Genomic DNA, 19848 nt, shown 5'->3' with positions numbered 1-19848 from the left:
GGTCCCAGTACAGAGCAGATCACGTCGCGGTACCGCTTCATGCAGTTTCGGTGTGCGGAGCGACCGGTTCTATCTCCGGGGGCGCGTCAGGCACGCAGGTAGTCGACGATGGCTTGACAGAAGACAGCTTCGATGTCGCAATCCTCCGGCACTCGCTGCCACGTCCCATGACTCCGGGCGTAGTAGTGCGTCGACTTCTCGGCCGTGACGGTACCGAAATGGAGGCACTGAAACTCGAACAGGTGAAAGTCGGTGCCGTCGAATCCGATGTCAAGTGATGCGAGAGGGGTGGCGAGTCTGTCGGACACGTATTCGGCGTAGTCGAGCAGCGCCTCCTGGTCGACGCCGGCTGTGTCGTGGAAGTTGAAGTCTCCGCTGCCGCTGGCCCTGAAGTCGCCGGGGCGGTTGCGGCGGTACAGGGTGTAGTAGCGGCTGCCCATTCGTAGCACCTTGAAGTCACCGGCCATTCCGGGTATCAGGTCCTGAACGACGAACTTCTGGCGGTGCAGAGATCGTGGATGGTGACGGCGACGTCGCAGCAGGCGGCGGCCATACTCACGAGCTGCCTCGTCCAGGCTCCCCGACCAGCTGAGCCCGCGAGCGGCTCTCAACAGTTCGCCGCGATTCATAGCGCTGGCAACTCCGGTTGACCCGGCACCGGAGGCCGGCTTTATCACCTTCGGCCACGAGCCGACCAGGTCGGCGGCCTCCAGTTCCTCGTACGTGCCAAAGCTGTAGGTGTGCAGCCGCGCCGCTTCCTTGGGAAACAACTGCGTCCGCAGGGCTTCCATCATGACTTTGTTGTGGTGGGCGCGCAGGAACCGGAAGCTGGGGATGGTGCGGGCGCCGGCAGCCTCCATCGCCAGGACGAGATCTTCGATCCAGCTCTTGTACTGCAGACCGCGGTCCTCTGACGAGGTATAGAGCACGGGGACGCCGTGCAGGTCGGCACTCAGGTCCAGATCCGCGTATCGCATGACCTGCGGACGAAGTCCAGCATCGTCGAACGACCGGACTACGCGGGCAACGTCCATCGTGCACAGGCCGTGCTGCGTCCGAGCGGTGGAGTAGAAGGTGTCGCGGTAGTCGGTCAAAATGATGATCTTGGACATGTGTGTTCTCCGCCGGGTGGGATGCAGGTCTTCGGCACTGCCTGGTCCGCCTCAGCGCCTGGATTGATCCACCAAAGCTGGACTATCAGGACATTACCCGGCATAACGCTGCAATTGGGGTGTTTCCCTGCCACATTCACCACACCCCGCCGGCCCGCGACCGGCCCTGAGCTGTCACACCGCCCGGGTCAGCCGCAGCAACCGCCACACCGTCCGCAGTGACACGTTCGGATAGAAACCGACGTACTCGGGCGTCACCCTCGGCTGCCACTTCTCCTTGAACTCGGCCTGGCTGCGGGCCGGGTAGATCCAGTCCCCGTGCTCGGCGATGAACCTGATCAGGCGCTCGGTGCCCCGGTGGCTGCCGGAGACCGGCTGATGCAGGGCCGACAACTCCCGGAAGGGTGTGAGGCCCAGGTGCAACCACCGCACGCTCTCCTCCTGGAAGCGCTGCAACGCGACGACGAATGCCAGGTCAACCGCACCCGGCGGCGCGTCGGGCTCACGGCGGGTGATGTCGTACAGCCATCCGCCTTCCCGGCCGAACGCCGGAGAATATGACACATACGCCACCGGCTCACCGTCGGACAACGCAAGGAACAGCCGCCGCACCCGATCGTCGTGGCGGCTGCGCTCACCAACCAGGAACTCGATCTGCTTGACGTGCCGGCCCTTGTCGGCCAGCCAACGGGCATCCATCGCGTCGAGTTTCGCGGCGAGCCGCGCGTCGTACGGCACGTCCCGGCCGGCCTCCACGACTGTGACTCCGGCGCGTCGGGAGCGGGCCAACTTGTTGCGGACCTTCTCGAACTTCCGCCCGCTCAGGCGGAAACCATCCAGGTCGATCGAGTACGCGGCGCCAAGTTGACTGAGCCGGTAACCGAACTCGGCGTACAGGTCGATGTCGTCCGGGGTCAGCTGTATCGCGCAGAGCCGCCGGCCCTCCTGCTGGGCCCAGCCATGGAAAGCGCCGAGCAGCCGCTTACAGTCGTCCGGGTCCGCGTAGACACTGCCCAGCTGCACGGCGTGACGCCGGCCGGCCGGCCGGTACGCGATGAACCCGTCGAGGCCGGGCACTGTGAAGTGCCGCGTGTCCTTGTTCAACGCCAGCGCGGCGCTGGAATGCTGCGCGTGCCGACGCAGGACGGCCAGGGCGCTCATTGGTTCCACAGCAGCGACCTCCACCTCATCAGGGAGCGGACGGAGCGTGGCGAGTCGCCGCGCGCCGGCGCGCCCACGCGAGCTGGACAAGGTCGACGGCCTCGCGTCCGACGACCGAGGCGGGTTCTCCGCTGGTCACCCGGTGGGCGACGGCACCCACCAGCCGGGGCAGGGTGAGCAGCCGGTCGGCGTCGAGCCGGTCGCCCATCACGTCGTCGAGCCGGCCCACCGCCCGGGAGTCGCGCTGGATTCCGGCGAGGATCGCGCGCTCCATCGTGGTGACCGCACCGCCCCGGCCGATGTCCTGGCCGTACCAGTAGTTCGCCAGCTCGGTCTTGTCCCGGTCGCGGGCCCACCGGGCCAGTCCCGACGACAGCGCCGCCGGCTGTCCCCAGTGCGCCGTGAGCACTGCCGCGAGTCCGCGGGCGCTACGCAGCGCGTCGTTGATCCCGTGGCCCAGGGTCGCGTCCTTGGCGTGCCCCGCGTCGCCCACCAGAACCCAGCCCGGCCCGAACGGCTGCCGGAAGAAGCAGGGGTAGCGCACGACGCGGTTGAGGCTCCCGACCGGCCGGGCGGCAGCGGCCAGCTCGGCCACCGCCGGGCTGACCGACTCGACGTGACGCAGGAACCCGGCCACGTCACGGCCGGCCAGCTCGCCCTGCAGATGCTCCGGAGGTTGCGCGATGAGCACGAAGTCCTCGGGCCCGGTCGGCAGGATCGAGACGATGTGCACCCCGATGCGGTGCCACAGCAGTGCCGGCGGGATCCGGACGCCTGTGAAGTACCGCCAGAGCAGAGCCCGTTCGCTGCGCGTGGTGAGGTACTGCCGGGCGCCCACCCAGCGGGCCACCGACGAGTTGCGGCCGTCCGCGCCGATCACCAGCTGTGCCGACACATCCCGGACCGATCCGTCGGCGTGCTGCACGGTCACGCCGCTCACCGTGCCGTCGGAACCGCGCCGCAGACCGACCACGGCGGTGCCGGTGGACGTCTTGGCGCCGGCGGCGGACGCCCGGTCCAGCAGGACCTGATCGAGAACCTCCCGCCGCGGACACAACCCTGGGTTGTCGGGATGGCGGAAGTGCAGCTCCACGTCGTCCAGTCGAACCCGCACGTCGTGCAGCGGCGGTACGCCGAGCGCGACGACGGTGTCGTACACGCCCTCGATCCGCAGGTCCTCGGTGCCGTGCAGGATGTGCGTGGACAGGGTCGGTGTCGGCAGGTCACCGCGGTCGAAGAGCGCCACCGACAGGCCGGCCGCGGCGAGCCGAGCCGCCAGCGCCGAGCCGGCCACCCTGGCCCCGACGATCACGATGTCGACCTGCTGTTCCACCGGGCGGCTCCCGGCCACCGCCGCACCGGTCGCCGGGGCCGTCGGCAGCTCCGTCGCCGCGGCCGCCGGCAATTGGGCCGCCGGCGCGACCGGTGTCGGCTCGGCGGGAGCCGCGAGGGCGGGTGGGGTCGACCGTGCCGACCGGCGGGCAGGGGCGAGCCTGTCCACCGCGTCCAGCCCGCGCAGGTACCCGGCCAACAACAGGTTGCCGATCCGGCCCGTCGGCATGAGGCTCGCGGTGCTGCGCATCCAGGGCAGGTCCGGCATCGGCGCCGGGCCCACGCCACCGACAACCCCGGCCAGCCGGGGAGCGAGCAGCTCGGCAGTCAACGCGGAGAGGGCCAGGCCGTGCCCACACCACGCGCCCGCGAACCACACGCCCGCCTGGCCCGGCACCGGGCCGACGATGGGCAGTCGGTCGAAGGTGGATGCCGTGACCCCGGACCAGAAGTCGGTCACCGGCACGTCCGCCAGCGCCGGGAAGGTCGCGGCGAGTTCGCGTACCAGCCGGGCCCGCACCGCGGCTACGCCGCGCTCGTCGACGCGAGGCTCCAGCAGGGCGGGACCACCGCCGAACAGCAACTGGCCGCGCGCGGTCAGCCGTAGGTAGTTGAAGAACGAACGGCTGTCGATGGCGGCGCCGCGACCGTCCCAACCGCTCTCCGCGAGCAGGTGCGGCGGCACCGATGCGGTGCGCAGCACATGGGTACGGATCACCGCGACGTTCCGGGTGAACAGCCCCAGCCCGGTGGTGAAGCCGTCAGTGGTCAGGGCCACCCGCCGGGCGCGTACCCGGTGCCCACCGGCGGTCAATGTGACCGGGTCACCGCCGGTGAGGCCGGTGACCGGCGTGTTCTCGGCGATGCGCACCCCGGCCGCGAGCAGAGCCGCCCTGAGTGACTGGACCAGCAGCCAGGGGTTGATCAGCGCGATGTCGGGATAGCACAACGCGCCGTGGTAGCGGGCGGTGCCCAGCCGTTCGGCGGTGCCGTCGTGGCCCAGATAAGAGGCGTCGAAGCCAAGCTCGCGCAGGATCTGCGCCTGCCGCCGAAGCGAGCCGCTGTGCGCCGGTGCCGACGCGGCCACCAGTTGGAAGCCATCGGTCAGCTCGCAGCCGTCGGGCAGTGCCCGGGCCAGCCGCCGCAGCGCGGCGATCCCGTCGAGCGTGGCGCCGAACATGGTCCGGGCGCGGTCGGCCCCGTACCGCTTGACCAGTGTGGTGATCGGGCCGCCGACCCCGGGGCCGACGATGCCCGTGCTGTGCCCGCTGGCTCCGGAACCGACCTCGGTGGCCTCCAGGACCAGGATGTCGCTCCCGGGCAGGTGGTTCGTCAGCTGGTACGCCAGCGCCAGCCCAGCCAGCCCGCCACCGACGATCGCGACGGTCGCCTCGTCGTCGCCGGACAGCGCGGGTTGTCGGGCGGCTCGTGGGTCGTCGCGCTGCCAACCGCTCGCCGCGGAGCCCGGCCAGCTCATCAGACCACCGAGGTGGGTCTCGGCGTGGACGTGGCAGTGACAGTCGGGCCGCCGGATGGCGAGTCGTCGGCTCGCCCGGCCGGCCCCGCCCACGGGCGGCCGGCGACCTCACGCAGCAGCGCATCGAAGGCCGGCAGACGCTTGGGCTCGAACGGCACACCGAACGGCTTGAGCTGGTTGCCGAAGAGCGAGCGGTCACCGAACAGGTGGATCGGCACGGCCAACAGCGCCCACTCGGGGCCGACCAACCAGGCCCACAGCGCCACCACCAGCCCGGCGCTGAGCAGGCTGTGCATGCTGTTGTAGAGAACGTAGTACGCCTTCGGAATCTGCCCGTCGGGGCTGCGCCGGTAGGCGATGGCCCCGGGGATGTAGCCGATCAGGTCGATGTAGAGGAACAGCCCGATGGCCGGGAGCCAACGGACCTCGTCCCAGTGTGCGAGCAACAGTCCGCTGGCCAGCGCAAGCCCGGCGAGGTACTCCGCACGATGCAGTCGTGCGATCGTCGGCGTGTCGAACGTGTTCTGCTGATCCATGCTCAATCCTTCCCGCTGACGCCGGTCGGCACGGTCACCAGGACGCCGTCCGGGATGTCGACCGCCGGGAACAACCCACGAAGGACGTGGTGGATCGTCTCGGTGAGCACCCGCTCGGCGACCGGGTCGATGATGCTGGCGAGGCTGGGCACGCCGAAGTCGAAATTCGCCACGAACGTGATCGCCACGCCGTCCGGGGCCTGGCGCAGCGTCCAGGCGCCGGAGAACTCGTCGAAGTCGCCGTCGATCTGCGCGAACTCGATGGAGAGACGATCGCGGTCCAGTTCGTCGGCCTCGGTCCAGGCGAGGATTCCGTTGCGGAACAGGACCTCCCACGAGCTGACGATCCGCCGCGCGTCGGTCGGCTTCTGCACGGTGACCGTCTTAACCACGTCGACCAGATGCGGATAGCGTTCGAAGTCGACAAGTTGGTCGAAGACCGTACCGCCGTCGCCGCTGGGCAGAAAAGCCTGAATCTCGACCCGTCGCATGTCAGTGGACCCCCAGCCGGTGTGCTGTCGGATAGCGCTGGCCGAGCGTGCGCAGCGCGCTGTCGAACGCCTCGACCAGGAGGGCGACCTCGTCGCCGGACAACACCGCGGGTGGGGTCAGGCGCAGCACGGTGCTGGCGATCATCGAATGGTTCACGATCACCCGAGCACTGAGGAGTTCGAGGATCGCCTCGCCGGCCAGCCCCGGGCCGGCGAACTCCACGCCGATCAGCAGCCCGACCCCGCGTACCTCGCGGACCAGGTGCGGGTAGGGGGCGGCCACCGCCTGCAGGCGGCTCAACAGCTCGGCGCCGAGCTTCGCCGCCCGGTCGACCAATCCTTCGTTCGTGACGGCGGCGATCGCCGCTCGGGTGGCCGCCATCGCGATCGGCGCGCCGGAGAATGTCGACGTGTGCAGGAACGGGTCCTTGTCGAAGGCCTGGAACGCGTCGGCCGTGGCGATCACGGCGGAGACCGGCACGATGCCGCCGGACAGGCTCTTCCCGGCCAGCAGCACATCCGGTCTGACGTCCTCCCGGTCGGCGCCCCACCAGTGACCGAGTCGGCCGACGCCGGTGAGGATCTCGTCGAGCACCAGGAATGCGCCGTGCTGCCGGCACAGCCGGGACGCTTCGCGCAGGTAACCGGGCGGGGGAATCACCACTCCGCCCTCGCCCTGCACCGGCTCCAGGATCACGCAGGCCGGCGGCCCGCCGGCCAGCGCCGCACCCAACGCCTCGGCGTCGCCGTACGGCACGTGCGTGACGTCCGGCAACAGCGGGCGGAAGGGTTGCTGGTAGAGATTCTGCCCGGTGACGGACAGGGCGCCCATGGTCTTACCGTGGTAGCCGCCGACGGCCGAGACGAGTCTGCGCCGGCCATGGGCGCGGGCCATCTTGATGGCCGCCTCCACGGCCTCCGCGCCGGAGCCCGCGAAGTGCACCCGGGTCAGGCCGGGTGGCGCCACCGCTACGAGCGCCGCCGCGGCGTCGCCCACCGACGGCTCCAGCAGCAGGCGGGTCGCTATCGGGTGGCTCTGAATCTGCGCGATGACCGCGGCGACCACGGCCGGGTGCCGGGCACCGTGGAGGAACACGCCGTAGCCACCGGCGTTGAGGAAGCGGCCACCGTCCGAGGTGTGGACCCAGGCGCCCTCGGAACCGACCTCGACGTGCCCACCGAACATGTCGCCGAGCTTCGCGCGGCCCCGGGACAGGTACCGGCGGTAGTTGTCCCGTACCTTGTCCCGTACCTGCGAATCCGCCTCTAGCCTGCTGGTGGTCACCGCTCCCCCTAGCTCAGCACGAGCGGCTGGCCGGCGAGCCAGTTCGTCAGCTCGTTGGCGACGCTCGCGCGTGACGGTGGGTGGAAGGCGACCGCGTGCGACGCAGCGGCGAGATAGGCCACGTCGGGCGAGGAGATGAAGGCCATCCCCCCGAGCAGATCCACAGCACCTCGTACCGCGGTGGCGATCGCGTTGGCGGCGGCGAACCGCACCACCAGGGCTCGGCCGAGCGCGTCGTTGCCGCCGTCGCCGTCGTCGAGGCTCCGTGCCGCGCCGTCCAGCATGATCGCGGCGCCCTGCACGGCGGTCGCCACGTCCGCCCGGTCGGTGGCCGGCCCCCGGCCGCGCGTGATCGCGCGCTCCACCAACGCCGATGCCACCCCCAGGTAACACGCGGTCACCAGGAGTTGAAACCACACGAACCCGACCGTCTGCAGGTCGTCGAGCTGGCCGTCGAGCGCGATCTCCGGGTAGACGAACAGGTCCGGATGCACCTCCACGTCGTCGAGCAGCACCGCGTCGGACTCGGCGCCGGTGAGCACCGACGACGCCCAGAATGGCTCGATCGTGATGCCCGGCGACCCCGCCGGGATGAGCACCACGCCGAGTCTGGTGCCGCCGTCCTCGGTGGGCACGGCAACGCTCGCGGTCAACAGGTCCATCGAGGCGGAAAGGCTGCACGGGCGCTTCGCGCCGGTGACCCGCCAGTTGGCGCCGTCCCGTCGGGCGGTCATGGTGGGAGTCAGGATGCCGCGGCCGGCATGGCCTTCGGCGAAGCCGGACGCCACCAGCCGGCGGTCGGTCGCGACCGCCTCCAGCAGCATCCATTCGAACCCCACGTTCGCCCGGGCCAGGGCCACCAGGCCGGCCACCGAGAACTGGTGCATCGTGGTGGCCACCGCAAGCGACGGCGCCTGCGCGGCCATGGCGCGGGTGACCCGCACCGCCTGAAGCGCGGAGGCGCCGAGCCCGTGGTACGTCTTGGGAACCACCAGGCCGGGGCCACCGGCCTCGCGGAAGAGCCCGATGCCCGGGCCGCCCCGGCGTTCCAGCTCCATCAGCGGAAACTCGCCGAGCTTCTTGAGCAGGCCCGGGAGCAGCACCTCGCAGGTGTCCCGCTCGGTATCGAGAAAGCTCATGCGGCCAGACCCTCCCGCTCGGCACGTAGCGGGGAGGCGAGCGCCGCCCGCCGGGGTTGGACGTCACGGCCGATGCTGATGCCCTGCAGATGCGACGTGCGCAGCATCGGATAGTTGCTCTCGCCCAGAGGTCCGCCGGTCAATCCGGCACCACCGTGGGTGGACAGGTACGGCACGAAGCCGATGTGCGAATCGTTGATCTTGAGGAGGCCGCCGTTGTGCACCCGGGCGACGAACTGGTCCACCGTCGACTCGTCGCCGGCCCAGACGGAGTTGCGCAGGCTGTACTCGTTGGCGTTGAGGAAATCGATCACGTCGTCGAGCAGGCCGTCGCCGCGATCCGTCTCGGGCACCACGACCGGCAGTAGCGGAAAGAAGGTCTCCCGGGCCACCGCCCACACCGTCCGGGCGCGGGCCAGGCCGTCGACCCGCAGAATGGTCGGCTCGACGAACAGCCCGGTGGACGATATCGAGCCGTCCAGCTCCATCCGGTTACCGCCGGCGAGCACCTCGGCGCCGCACTCGGTGGCCTGCTCGACGTACCGAGCGAACTGGTCGCTCTTGAGGACCGGCGACAGCAGGACGTCGGGGTCCTCGGGATAGCCGGGGCGGATCTTGCGGGCGTGGCTGATCAGGCGGGCCAGGAGGCGGTCGGCGATGTCCGGATGGGCCACCACGTAGTTGGGCACCATGCAGATCTGCCCGGATCCGAAGAAGCTCTCGGTGAGCGCCTCGGCGGCGCGGTCGAGGTCGGCGTCGTGCCACACCACGCAGCCGTCGTTGCCGGCCAACTCCAGAATCGGCTTCTTGCCCCGGCGCACCGCCTCCTCACCGAGCGGGATGCCGAGCTCGCTGCTGCCGAAGTAGAAGATGTCGTTGACGAGCGGGCTGGCCAAGAACTGGTCGAGGATCCTCTTGGGCGGGCCACAGACGATGTTCAGGGTGCCGGGTGGGGCGCCGACCTCGTCGAGGATCGGTGCCACGATCTCTCGGAGCACGAACATCACGCCGTACGGGCTTCCGCGTGGCGCCTTGACGACGAGCGCGTTGCCAGCCGCGAGCGCGGGTACCCCGAGCAGTGAATTGACCGCCGCCGCGTTCTGCGGCGGACTCAGCGCGACCACGCCGTCCGGCTTGCGCACCACCAGCAGGCGTCGGTGCGGGTCCTCGTACTCCCGGTGCATCTGCTCGGCGCAGAGACCAACGGTCTCGGGACTGGTGCCGTGCAGGCAGCCGGCCAGCTCCCACTCGGCGAGCGCGCGTGGGTGGCCCTCCTGAACGAGGACCTCCACCACCTCGTCGTGGCGCCGGCGCAGTTCCTCGTGGAGCCGGTGCACCACCCGGAGCCGCACCTCGAGCGGCGTCGCGCCCCAGGCCGGGGCAGCCGCCGCAGCGGCCTGGATGGCCCGCTCCACAACTGTGTCGTCGGCCACCGCGCATCGGGCCAGCACGCTCGCGTGCTCGTCGCCGTCGTGGCGCCGGCCGCGGTCCAGGTCACGCTTCAGGGAGAGCTGCGGCAGCATGTCGTCGAGCACGGCCGAGGCGCGCAGGCAATGCACCCACTTGTCCGCCGGAACGTCCTGACCTGCGATGTAGGACCCGTACGATCGCAACGTCTCAGCCTTCCCGTGAGCGACTCTGTGCTAGTAATTCATTAAGCGAGGAGTGGTCGAACCATAGATGCCCGGGTTGAAGGGTGTCAACGAACCTCAGAACAGAGGCAAGATGCCGACACACGAAGCAGATGCGCACAGGAAACGTCCAATGCGGTGGGTTCGAATCGGCTCGGCGGTACTGGCCGCCCAGATGCTCGCCCTCGGCGTGCCAGCGTCCGTGGCACCACTGTGGTTCTTCGACTGGTTCCCGTTCGGCGCGGGGTGGGTGGCCGCCGGCGGCCCGTACAACGGGCACCTGCTGTCCGATCTGGGCTACGCATACCTGGCGTTGGCGGTGGTCCTCGGGTGGGCGGCCGTGCGGCCGGTGCGGGAGTTGTGCCTCGCCGCAGCGGCCGCAGCGGTCGTCGCGAACACGCCACATCTGCTGTTCCACCTGGCCCACGCGGAGGCGTTGCCGATCGTCGACAGCGTCGCGGAGAACGCCTTGCTGGCGTTCACCGTCGTGGTGGGGCTGGCGGTCTTCTTCGGCGCCTACCGGATCCCGACCGGCGGTGTCGCCAGCACAGCCCAGCAAGGCGTCGATCTCCCGCGCGAGCGGGCGTAGCGCCTGCCGGTCACGACCGACTGGTCGGCCAGATCCGCCGGGCCGGCCGGCCGTCGGCCGCCGGCAGCGGACGCGTCGACTCCCACATCCGCCGCCAATCGGCGGCCTGCGGCCCGGCGGTGGAGGCTACCGCAACCGCCGGCGGGGTACGCAGAGAGCGGTACCAGCCGACCTCCTCCTCCACCCACAGCCGGCCGACAGCAGCCGACATCCGCTCGTGGAACGCCCGTGCCCCCTCGCCTTCGCGCGGCCACAGTGGCCGGCCGTAGCGAACCACGACGGTGCGGCGCCCAGGCATCGGCCAGTTCCGTCCGCGCGGCATGGCACCGAACGTGCCGCGCAGCGCGACCGGCACCGCCGGCACCCCGTGCGTGCAGCACAGATGGGCCGCGCCCAGCCGCATCCCGGTCATCCAGCCGTCGGCGGACCTGCTGCCCTCCGGGAAGAGCAGCAGGCTCCACCCGTCGGCGAGCAGCTTGGTGGCGCGGCTGCGCAGCCGCTGATCGCCCTGCCGCTCGATCGGGAAGGCGTTGAACACCAGCGACGTCACGACGGCGCGCCAGCGTGCGTCGAAGAAGTAGTCGGCGGCCGCACCGACGGCCAGCCGCCGCGCGAACCGACGGGGCACCGAGCCGAGGATCAGCGGCGTATCCAGGTGACTCGCGTGGTTGGAGACGAAGACGGCCGGACCCTGCAACCCGTCGAGGTACTCCGTGCCGCGCACGACCGGGTGGGTCTGGGTCCAGGCCACCGACTTGAGCACCCCCCGCTGCAGGCCGAAGCGGACCGCCCTCGCCGCCCGCGTCCGGGCCCAGTCAGTCGGGAACTCGGAGCGCTCCCGGCGGATCTCGTACGGCTCGGCGGAGCGAGGCGTGGTAGCCCGGCCACGCCAGTCGCGACGGCCGCGCAGCAGCCTCACCTCGTCGATCAGGCGCACGTCGCCTCCCCCGTCATCGGACGTCCGCCAGCGTCACCGGCGGGGCGTGCAGGTAGGTGATGCTCGGGCTCGACCCGACGGTGTCACGCGCCATCTCCAGCGCGTCGGCGAGCGAGGAGGCCGCCCGGAAGCCCATCACCGCCGCCGTCTTACGGTCGGCGCCGACGAAGATCACGTCACCGAGGTGCTCCATCGCGTGGGCCCCCCAGTACCACATGTAGAACGGGTGCACGCCGTGGTAGGCGTAGCTGGTCCGGTACAGGTGGGTGTACCACGGGTCGGTGGCGAACTGCTGCTCGTACTTCGCCTCGATCGCCGCCGGGTCGGTGGTCTGCGGCAGGACCTCCTCGAAGAAGTCGATGTAGCTGGGGTGGTGCACGGGGTGGAACTCCTTCGGCATCGGGTGGTAGAAGATGCCCACCCCGCCGCGCCGCACGATCGGCTGATTGCGGTAGAGGTTGAAGAAATAGCCCAGGCCCAGCGACATCACCAGGATCGGGTTCATGATCGAGTTGACGTTGTACGGGCAGATGAAGGGCAGACCCCACACGCCGATGTCACTCTGGCCCTGCACCTCGGTGAGCTGCTGGCGGTGCACGTTGGCGAGGGTGAGCGGGTGCACCGAGTCCGGCCGGCCGGCGTTGACACCTGTCACCCCGTACGGCGCGTCGTTGCTCTGCCAGAGACGCCGACGCAGCTTGGGCGGCGCCAGGTCGTTGGCCCGCTTGGCCGCCAGATAGGAGAGCTGGTCGCCGATCCCCCACTCCCACTCCCGGCGGTTGAGGAAGCCGACGTGGTTGGGGAAGGAGTCCAGGTTCAGCGTGGTCTCGATCGTGAAGACCTTGACAGCCTCGCCCAGCACCTCGGCCATCCGGTCGTACGAGTGGTGCATGGCCGAATTCGGCGGGTCGTTGAAGGAGCGCGAGTGGCGCAGCGTGTGGACGTTGTGGTGGTGGCGCAGGCTCCGGTAGGAGCCGAGCCCCACGGTGACCGACTTGCTGCCGCCGCTCATCGCGGTGAGGTTGATGTTGGCGTACACAATCAGGTCGCTCTCGGCGGCCCGCCGGTTGATCTCCACGTCCTCGCCGTGCGCTGTGGTGCCCAGGTGGACCAGCCCATCCGGGTCCTCGGCATCGTGGTTACGCAGGTGCTTGGGGAAGAACGCCCGGAACACCCGCTCCCCGACGATCCGCTTCAGCTCGGCCGGCGTCATCCGGCGGTGCAACGAGTTCGCCGCGATCAGCTCGACGTCGTCCACGCCTGCCTCGGCGGCGAGCTCCAGCACGTGCTCGATCACCCGCTGCCGGATGTCCGGCGGGCGCATCTGCGGCAACGGGAGCGAGATGTCGTCGAAGACGATCGTCAGTCGCATCCCGGAGCGCAGCAGGTCGGGCAGCGGCGGAGAATCCACCGGCTGCATCAGCGCGCGTTGGATGGCGGCGTCGACGTTGGCGACGGGCGGCAGTGAGTCCGGCGGGTACACCACCCGCGTGCCGAGCGGGAACCGCTCGAGGAGGAAACCCTCCCCCTGGTGTACGAGCAGCGGCGGCGTACGCTCATCGACCTCGAGCACGAAGCCAGGTCTGCTCATGAAATGTCCTCTCGTCGTTCCGGCTCGTGCTTGTGCGTCGGATTGCTGGATCAGTTCCGGCTGGGGTCGAAGGCGACCTTGACGGCGCCCAACTGCCCAGCCTTGGCGGCGTGACCGAGCGCCTCCCGCCAGCGCGACAGCGGGTAGATCGCGTCGACGTAGCCGTCCAGAGGAGCCTCGGCGGCCAGCGCCATGGCCTCGGCGAACGCGCCACCAGCGGGCTCGGCGGTCCCCTGCTCATCGGTCTCGGGCCCGGCGGCCGGGCTCGTCGCGCTGCCGCTGGAGGCGTACGACCCGACGAGGTTCAACTCCCGGAACCACACCGGTGTCAGGTCCACGCCGCCGGAGGGCATCCCGGACAGCAGCACCGTGCCGCCGGCGCGGACCAGCCGCAGCGCCATGTCCAGACCGGACCCGGCGCCTGTGCACTCGAACGCCACATCCGCACCGCCGAGCAGGAAGTCACCGCCGATCATGGGCTGCTCCAGCGTGCCACCGCAGGCGCGGCGCACCGCACGGGCAGCGCGGGACGGCTGGAACACCTCGGTCGCCCCGAGCTCGCGGGCCCGGGCGTGCTGGTGCGCGTGCTTGGCGACCACGTAGATGGGGCCGGCCTTGGTCAGGGCGCGCAACGCCAGCAGGGTCAGCAGTCCCACCGTGCCGGCGCCGACGATCAACACGGCCGCGCCCGCCGGCACGTTCGCCCGGCGGACCGAATGCACCGCGCAGGCCAGCGGCTCGACGAGCACCGCCCGGCGGTCGTCCAACGTGTCCGGCACCTGGTGCAACTGGGCGGCGTGGGCGACCATCTGTCGACCCCAGCCGCCGCCGGTGTCGGTGCAGTAGCCGGTCTGCAGGCCGGCGGAGACGCGACCGGCGGTCACCCGGTCGCACCGGCTGTGCTGCCCCGCGACGCACCAGCGGCAGGGCGTGCCGCCACGCACCGCGCAGGACAGCACCGGGTCGACCACCACGCGGCTGCCCTTGGCCAGGCCGGGCAGGTCGTCCAGGGTCTCCGCGACCACCTCGTGCCCGGGCACGAACGGCATCGACACGACAGCGCCGAAGTATGGCGACGAGCGGCCCGTCAACAGGCTGACGTCCGAGCCGCAGATGCCGGACAGCAACGGCCGCAGCCGAACCCACTCGCCGGCGGGCAGGCTGGGCTCGGCGCGGTGCACCAGACGAAGCGGCGCCACGTTGCTGGCCAGCACGCCGGACATCCGACCGCCGAGCCGGGTGGAGCTGGCGCCACGGGCGGCGAGGAAGCGGGGGGTGGACTGGCGGTATTCCAGGGCCGGCATCATCGGGCCGCTCCCCGCGCGCCGGGGCCGGCAGCCGACGTGGTCAGCTCCACCATCGTCTCGACCGGACCGACCGTGTGACCACCCCACTCCTCGATGCGCCAGTTGTGGCGCTTGGCGTGCCGGAACAGCTTGGGATCGGGGTTGACGGCCACCGGATTGCCCACCCCCTCAAGAAGTGATCGGTCGGAGAAGCTGTCGCCGTACGCGTACGAGCTGCTCAGGTCGGCGCCGATGTCCTCGGCGTGCTGGCGGAGCCAGGCCAGTCGGGCCTCGCCCACAAGTGGTGGAGCGGCCAGGAAGCCGGTCAGCACGCCGTCGCGCACGTGCAGCCGGCTCGCGACCACGTCGTCGAACAGCGGCCGCAGCGATTCGATGAGGATGTCCGCGGTGCCGGTGATCAGGATCGTGCGGTGGCCGGCCGCACGATGCGCGCGAACCTGCCGGATCGCCTCCGGCAGCGACCGCCGCAGCAGCGCGTCACCCAGCCGGTCCCTGATCAGTTCACGCAGGGCATCCTCCGAGGCGCCGGCGTACCGTCGCATGAAGGTTCGGATGAACTCGCCGCGGCTGCGCTGCTCGGCGCGCAGATAGCGCGGCGCGGCGCCGGCGAGCGCGGCGAGTTCCCTGGCCCAGGTGCCCTTCGGCCGGTCGGCCAGGCGGGCCCACAGGAAAGCCTCGATGAGGTTGGACGCCACCACCGTGCCCTCCAGGTCGAAGACCGCCACGGTGTCGCGGCCCTCCGGCAGCTGCCCGCGCCTGTTGGAGCGGGGACGCCGGGTCACCGACTGCCTCAACAGCGCGGTGATGCTCGGGCAGTGCACCTCCTGTAGGTAGTGCGGCCAGTCCACCTCGGCGGCGTCGAAGCTGCCCCGGCTGACCACCTCATCGGGCAATCGGCGGTGCAGCGCCAGCACGTTGCCGTCGGTATAGATGGCCTCTACCTCGGTGTAGACGCCGTAGAGGGTGGACAGCCGGCGCAGCGACTCGATCCGCTTGGTCTCCTTGTGCACCTTCGTCATCCAGTCCCGCGTGCGCGGCGAGGCCGGTAGCCGCAGCAGCGCCCGTTCGGCGAACGAGACGGCGCGCTCACCGGCGCGCAGTCTCCGCTCGATCTGGCTGGCACCGGGAAACCGCCAGGTCGGCACCGCGATGTGGCCCCGACCCGCCTCGGGCAGCGGATGACGGCGGAAGTAGTTGCGGATGTTCTCGTCCAGCTGGCGTTGGGTGAGCGGATTCCGCGCGCCGGTGCCGACGTGGTAGTAGACCGGCGTGCCGGGTTCCGGCTCGACGGCCGCGACCGCGAGGAGAGCGTTGGTGACCAGGTCGATGGGGACGATGTCCACCACCGCGTCGGGCAGGCCCGGGAAGTCCGGCAGCGTGCCGCGCCCGTACGACAGGATGATCGGATCCACCATCTTGAAGGAGTCGAACCAGCCGGGGAACGGGTGACGCAGGGCGCTCTGCACGATCGCCGGGCGCACGACGGAGACGCGCAGCCCTTCGTCGCGGGCGTACTGCTCGGCGACCCGCTCCCCCAGCGCCTTGGTGAACGTGTAGACATCCGGCCAGCCGACGCTGTGCGCCCGCAGTCTGCCGTAGTCGACAAGCCGCTCGGTCACCCGTCGGCGCCGCGCCTCCTCCGCGGCCCGCGCCGTCGCCTGCGGGCCGGCCTTGCCGTGCTCGGCGCGGGCCTCGGCCAACAGCGTGCGCAGTGCCTCCGGACGGCGGGAGGCGCGCTCCACCTCGGCGCGGGCGGCCAGCGCGGCGGTGAGCTCGGCGTCCCAGTCGACGTCATGGTCAAGTGGCGCCTCCGCCACGACACCCTTGCGGGCGCCGGCGACGTAGGCCGTGGAGACGTGCAGCACGTGCGGACGCCGTGGCAGCGCGACGATCGCGTCGTAGAGGTTGACCAGACCGCCGACGTTGACCTGGAACGCGTCGTCGATCGGCGGGTCGAAGGACACCGTGGACGCACAGTGGATGACAGTGGTCAGGTCCTCGGGCAGCGCCGGCACGGCGTCGGTGAGGTCGCCCTCGATGACCGTGACGCGCTCGGCCAGCAGCTCCGCGAGCGCCGGCCCGCCAATGCGGCGGCGCAGCGTGCGGAACACCGGCTTGCGCGTCAACCCGGCGACACGGTCGGCGCCCGATGTCGCGCCCCGACCGCGCACCAGCACCGTCACCCGGGTGTTGGGGTGGTCGGCGAGCAGCCGCTCCAGCGATGCCTGCCCCAGGAACCCGGTCACCCCGGTGAGGAGCACGTGCGCACCGTCGAGAGACCAGTTCGGCGTGACGGGTTGGTCGCCCGGGTTGTAATTCACCAGCCGAGGATAGCGTCAATCGAGCCTCGCGTCAGCCCACCGATGCGCGAAAAAACCGCGCCGTCGCTCAGCGCCAGTGGTCCGGGTCGTGGAGCAGCTCGTTCATCGATCCGGAGCGGAACGCCTCGACGGTGATCGGCTCGTCGGGGAACCCGGCCGCGCGGATGGCCGCCACGAGTCGCTGGTCGCCTCGGGCCCGCTCCACGGCGGGCGCGTCGACCTCCAGGCGCACGCCGTCGCCCAGGTCACGGACCCGCAGGTCGACCACCCCGTGCGGGTCCAGCAGGCGGCGCGCGGCCGACTCGGCCAACTCCACCCGGGCCAGCCGGGCCGGCGAGATGGCCACGCCGTACGCGATGCGGCTGGCCAGGCACGCGGCGGCCGGCTTGGCGGCCGTGTCCAGCCCCCAGAGCCGGGCCACCGCGCGCACCGTCGGCTTGTCCATCGCCAGGTCGGCCAACGGTGTACGGGCGGCACGCTCGGCGGCGGCCGCGATCCCGGGTCGGAAGCCGGCCACCACGTCCGAGGCGTTCGTGCCGGTCACCACGGTCTGGAAGCCGAGCCGGTCGGCCAGCTCACGCACCGCGTCGATGAGCGTGCTCTTGCAGAAGTAGCACCGGCGCGGGCCGTTCTCGCGGTAGCCCTCGACCTCCATCTCGCGGGTGCCGAGCACGTGGTGCGCCACGCCGAGCCCGGCGCAGAAGTCGCGGGCCGCGGCCACCTCAGCGGCGGGAACCGCGGCCGAGACCGCCGTCACCGCCGCGACATCGGCCGGGTCCAGAGCCCGCACCGCCGCCGCGAGGGCGACGCTGGAGTCCACGCCACCGGAGAATGCCACGAGCGTTTTGCCGTATCGTGTGAATTCCGCGACGAGCTGATCCGCCGCCCCGCAGGCCCAATCATCAGGTCTCACAGTTCGACAGTACTGGAAGGAGCGTGAGGTGTCCGCACCGGAATTCATCGACCTAGGATTCGCACGGATGGACGTGGACCGTCTGTCGCGCACCGGCGACCCCGAGGTGGTTTACGGCGCGGGCAAAACCCCCGAGCAGGTGACCGGCGCGATGCGCGCGTTGCGCGTCGCCCACCCCGACACGCCGATCCTCGCCACCCGGCTCAGCGACGAGGCCATGGCCCGCTGCGCCGACGAGTTCGGCGCCGATGTGGTGGACCCCGTGTGCCGGGTCGCGGTGGTCGGCCCCGCCCGGACGCCCGTGGGCACGGTCGCCATCGCCTGCGGCGGCACGAGCGACCTACCGGTAGCCCGCGAGTGCGCGGCCACTGTGGCCGTCTTCGGCGCCAGACCGGACCTCGTGGTGGACGTGGGTGTGGCCGGCCTGCACCGACTACTGGCCGAGCGTGACCGCATCGCCCGCGCCGACGTCGTCGTGGCGATCGCCGGGATGGAGGCCGCACTGCCGTCCGTCCTCGGCGGACTGATCGGCAGCCCGCTGATCGCGGTGCCCACCAGCGTCGGCTACGGCTGGCACCTGGACGGTCTGACCGCGTGGCTGGCCACACTGAACTCGTGTGCGCCGGGCGTGTTGACGGTCAATGTGGACAACGGCTTCGGCGCCGGCGTCGCCGCCGCCCGGATCGCCCGCCGCATGTCGAGCTGCGCGGCCGCGAAATGACTGAGCTGCTCACGACGGCCGAGCCGGCCGAGGCGGCGGAGGCGGGCGCGGCGACCGGACCGGCCGCCCTGTGGGTCGACCCCAGCAACGGCGCCGCCGGCGACATGCTGCTGGCCGCGCTGCTCGACGCGGGCGCGAGCCTGGCCGCCGTGCGGCAGGGCGTGGCGCGACTCGCGGTCGAGCCGGTCGCACTGGAGCTGGAAGCCGTACGCCGGCACGGCCTGCGCGCTGCTCGGCTGATCGTCACGGCACCCGACTCCGGCACCCACCGCGACCTGGCGGCGGTGACCGCGATCATCACCCGCGCCGCCCTCCCGCCGGCGGTGCACGCGTTCGCGGTTTCCGCCTTCAACACGCTGGCGCGGGCCGAGGCGCGAGTCCACGGCGTGCCGCTGGCGGACATTCACTTCCACGAGGTCGGTGCCCTCGACGCGGTGGTCGACCTGGTCGGTTGCGCCCTCGCGCTGGCTGATCTGGGCCTGCTCGACGCGCCCGCCCGGGTGGTCGGTCCGGTCGCGGTGGGCTCCGGCACGGTCCGCACCGGGCACGGCCCGATGCCGGTGCCCGTGCCCGCCGTCCTGGAGATCCTCAGCGGCGCCGGCGCCCCGATCGCCGCCCATCCGGCCGCGATGGAGCTGTGCACGCCGTCGGGCGCGGCCCTGCTCGCCACCATCGCCACCAGCTGGGGGCCCCCACCGGCGTTGGTGCCCCATTCGGTCGGCGTCGGCGCCGGCACCAAGGACCCGCCCGGCCATCCCAACATCCTGCGGGTGCTCGTGGGCACGTCCGCCGACCGCGACGCCGACGGCACACCATGGCTGGGCGAGCCGCTGCACCGGGTCGACACCACCATCGACGATGTGGACCCGCGGGTCTGGCCAGACCTGCTGGAGCAGTTGCGGGCGGTCGGCGCGGCGGACGCCTGGTGCACTCCCGTCCTGATGCGAAAGGGTCGACCGGGGCAACTGCTCAGCGTGCTGACCGCGCCGGCGCAGCTCGACCTGGTCTGCCGGCTGGTGTTCACCTACACCGGCACGCTCGGCGTTCGGGTGTCCACCGTGCAGCGTCGCCGGCTGCGCCGCGACCAGATAGCCATGCCGTACGGCGACGCGGCCGTGCGGGTCAAGCGCGGTTACCTGGGTGACCGTCTGGTCAGCGTGCAGCCGGAGTACGACGACGCCCTGGCCGTCGCCCAGCGCGCGGACGTGCCGGTCGCCAGGGTGCTGGACGAGGTACGGGCGGTCGCCCGCGGCGCCGGCGCCCCGCCGGAGGCCGGGCCGCTCTCGGAAGCGACGACCGCATGAT

Annotated in this window: 16 protein-coding genes; 3 read left to right on the top strand and 13 right to left on the bottom strand. The window is 71.1% G+C overall.

Annotated elements, in window-relative coordinates; translation table 11 throughout:
• Positions 1-86: 86 nt before the first annotated feature.
• The 8 genes from IW248_RS04950 to IW248_RS04915 form a co-directional block, all read right to left on the bottom strand.
• Positions 87-1112 (bottom strand): ATP-grasp domain-containing protein, encoded by a 1026-nt coding sequence (locus IW248_RS04950; protein ID WP_196925861.1) that lies wholly within the window; start codon positions 1110-1112, stop codon positions 87-89.
• 174 nt (positions 1113-1286) lie between these two features.
• On the bottom strand, positions 1287-2273 hold the full coding sequence (locus tag IW248_RS04945) for a bifunctional lysylphosphatidylglycerol flippase/synthetase MprF (RefSeq protein WP_231396756.1): 987 nt from the start codon (positions 2271-2273) through the stop codon (positions 1287-1289).
• A 28-nt stretch (positions 2274-2301) separates the two neighbouring features.
• Positions 2302-5082, bottom strand: a complete 2781-nt coding sequence (locus tag IW248_RS33425) for an FAD-dependent oxidoreductase (RefSeq protein ID WP_196925859.1) — start codon at positions 5080-5082, stop codon at positions 2302-2304.
• The gene (locus tag IW248_RS04935; RefSeq protein ID WP_196925858.1) at positions 5082-5618 is read right to left on the bottom strand and encodes a hypothetical protein; all 537 of its coding nucleotides are present in this window, start codon (positions 5616-5618) and stop codon (positions 5082-5084) included. The genes IW248_RS33425 and IW248_RS04935 overlap by 1 nt, the downstream gene beginning before the upstream one ends.
• 2 nt (positions 5619-5620) lie before the next feature.
• A complete protein-coding gene (locus IW248_RS04930; protein WP_196925857.1) occupies positions 5621-6109 on the bottom strand; it encodes an SRPBCC family protein in 489 nt (162 codons plus the stop codon).
• 1 nt (position 6110) lies between these two features.
• Positions 6111-7394: an aspartate aminotransferase family protein gene (locus IW248_RS04925; RefSeq protein WP_307787741.1), complete on the bottom strand. Its 1284-nt coding sequence runs from the start codon at positions 7392-7394 to the stop codon at positions 6111-6113.
• Between the two features lie 8 nt (positions 7395-7402).
• A complete protein-coding gene (locus tag IW248_RS04920; RefSeq protein ID WP_196925856.1) occupies positions 7403-8533 on the bottom strand; it encodes an acyl-CoA dehydrogenase family protein in 1131 nt (376 codons plus the stop codon).
• Positions 8530-10146, bottom strand: a complete 1617-nt coding sequence (locus tag IW248_RS04915) for an aldehyde dehydrogenase family protein (RefSeq protein ID WP_196925855.1) — start codon at positions 10144-10146, stop codon at positions 8530-8532. The genes IW248_RS04920 and IW248_RS04915 overlap by 4 nt, the downstream gene beginning before the upstream one ends.
• Before the next feature lie 151 nt (positions 10147-10297).
• Between IW248_RS04915 and IW248_RS04910 the strand changes: the two genes are divergently transcribed.
• Positions 10298-10753 (top strand): hypothetical protein, encoded by a 456-nt coding sequence (locus IW248_RS04910; protein WP_196925854.1) that lies wholly within the window; start codon positions 10298-10300, stop codon positions 10751-10753.
• Between the two features lie 10 nt (positions 10754-10763).
• Here IW248_RS04910 and IW248_RS04905 read toward each other — a convergent pair whose 3' ends face one another.
• From IW248_RS04905 to larE, 5 genes are all read right to left on the bottom strand, one after another.
• Positions 10764-11690, bottom strand: coding sequence for a lysophospholipid acyltransferase family protein (locus IW248_RS04905; protein ID WP_124822760.1), 927 nt, complete (start codon positions 11688-11690; stop codon positions 10764-10766).
• A gap of 13 nt (positions 11691-11703) precedes the next feature.
• The gene (gene larAH, locus IW248_RS04900) at positions 11704-13281 is read right to left on the bottom strand and encodes an NPN-dependent hydroxyacid isomerase, LarAH14/15/16 family (RefSeq protein WP_196925853.1); all 1578 of its coding nucleotides are present in this window, start codon (positions 13279-13281) and stop codon (positions 11704-11706) included.
• 50 nt (positions 13282-13331) lie between these two features.
• Positions 13332-14588: a zinc-dependent alcohol dehydrogenase gene (locus IW248_RS04895; RefSeq protein WP_196925852.1), complete on the bottom strand. Its 1257-nt coding sequence runs from the start codon at positions 14586-14588 to the stop codon at positions 13332-13334.
• Complete coding sequence (locus tag IW248_RS04890; RefSeq protein ID WP_196925851.1) at positions 14585-16909, bottom strand: HAD-IB family hydrolase; 2325 nt, start codon at positions 16907-16909, stop codon at positions 14585-14587. The genes IW248_RS04895 and IW248_RS04890 overlap by 4 nt, the downstream gene beginning before the upstream one ends.
• Before the next feature lie 67 nt (positions 16910-16976).
• Positions 16977-17870: an ATP-dependent sacrificial sulfur transferase LarE gene (gene larE / locus IW248_RS04885; RefSeq protein WP_231396182.1), complete on the bottom strand. Its 894-nt coding sequence runs from the start codon at positions 17868-17870 to the stop codon at positions 16977-16979.
• Here larE and larB point away from each other — a divergent pair.
• Together larB and larC are read left to right on the top strand one after the other, a co-directional pair.
• Positions 17851-18543, top strand: coding sequence for a nickel pincer cofactor biosynthesis protein LarB (larB, locus tag IW248_RS04880; RefSeq protein ID WP_504739299.1), 693 nt, complete (start codon positions 17851-17853; stop codon positions 18541-18543). The two genes, larE and larB, sit on opposite strands and share 20 nt — an antisense overlap.
• Entirely contained in the window at positions 18540-19847 is a 1308-nt protein-coding gene (gene larC / locus IW248_RS04875) for a nickel pincer cofactor biosynthesis protein LarC (RefSeq protein ID WP_196925848.1), read from the top strand. Before larB ends, larC begins: the two co-directional genes overlap by 4 nt.
• The last annotated feature ends 1 nt before the right edge of the window (position 19848 follow it).

Origin of the sequence: Micromonospora ureilytica, from assembly GCF_015751765.1 — a bacterium.
GTDB classification, from domain to species: Bacteria; Actinomycetota; Actinomycetes; order Mycobacteriales; family Micromonosporaceae; genus Micromonospora; species Micromonospora ureilytica.
This window is presented reverse-complemented; position numbering and strand designations above follow the sequence as displayed.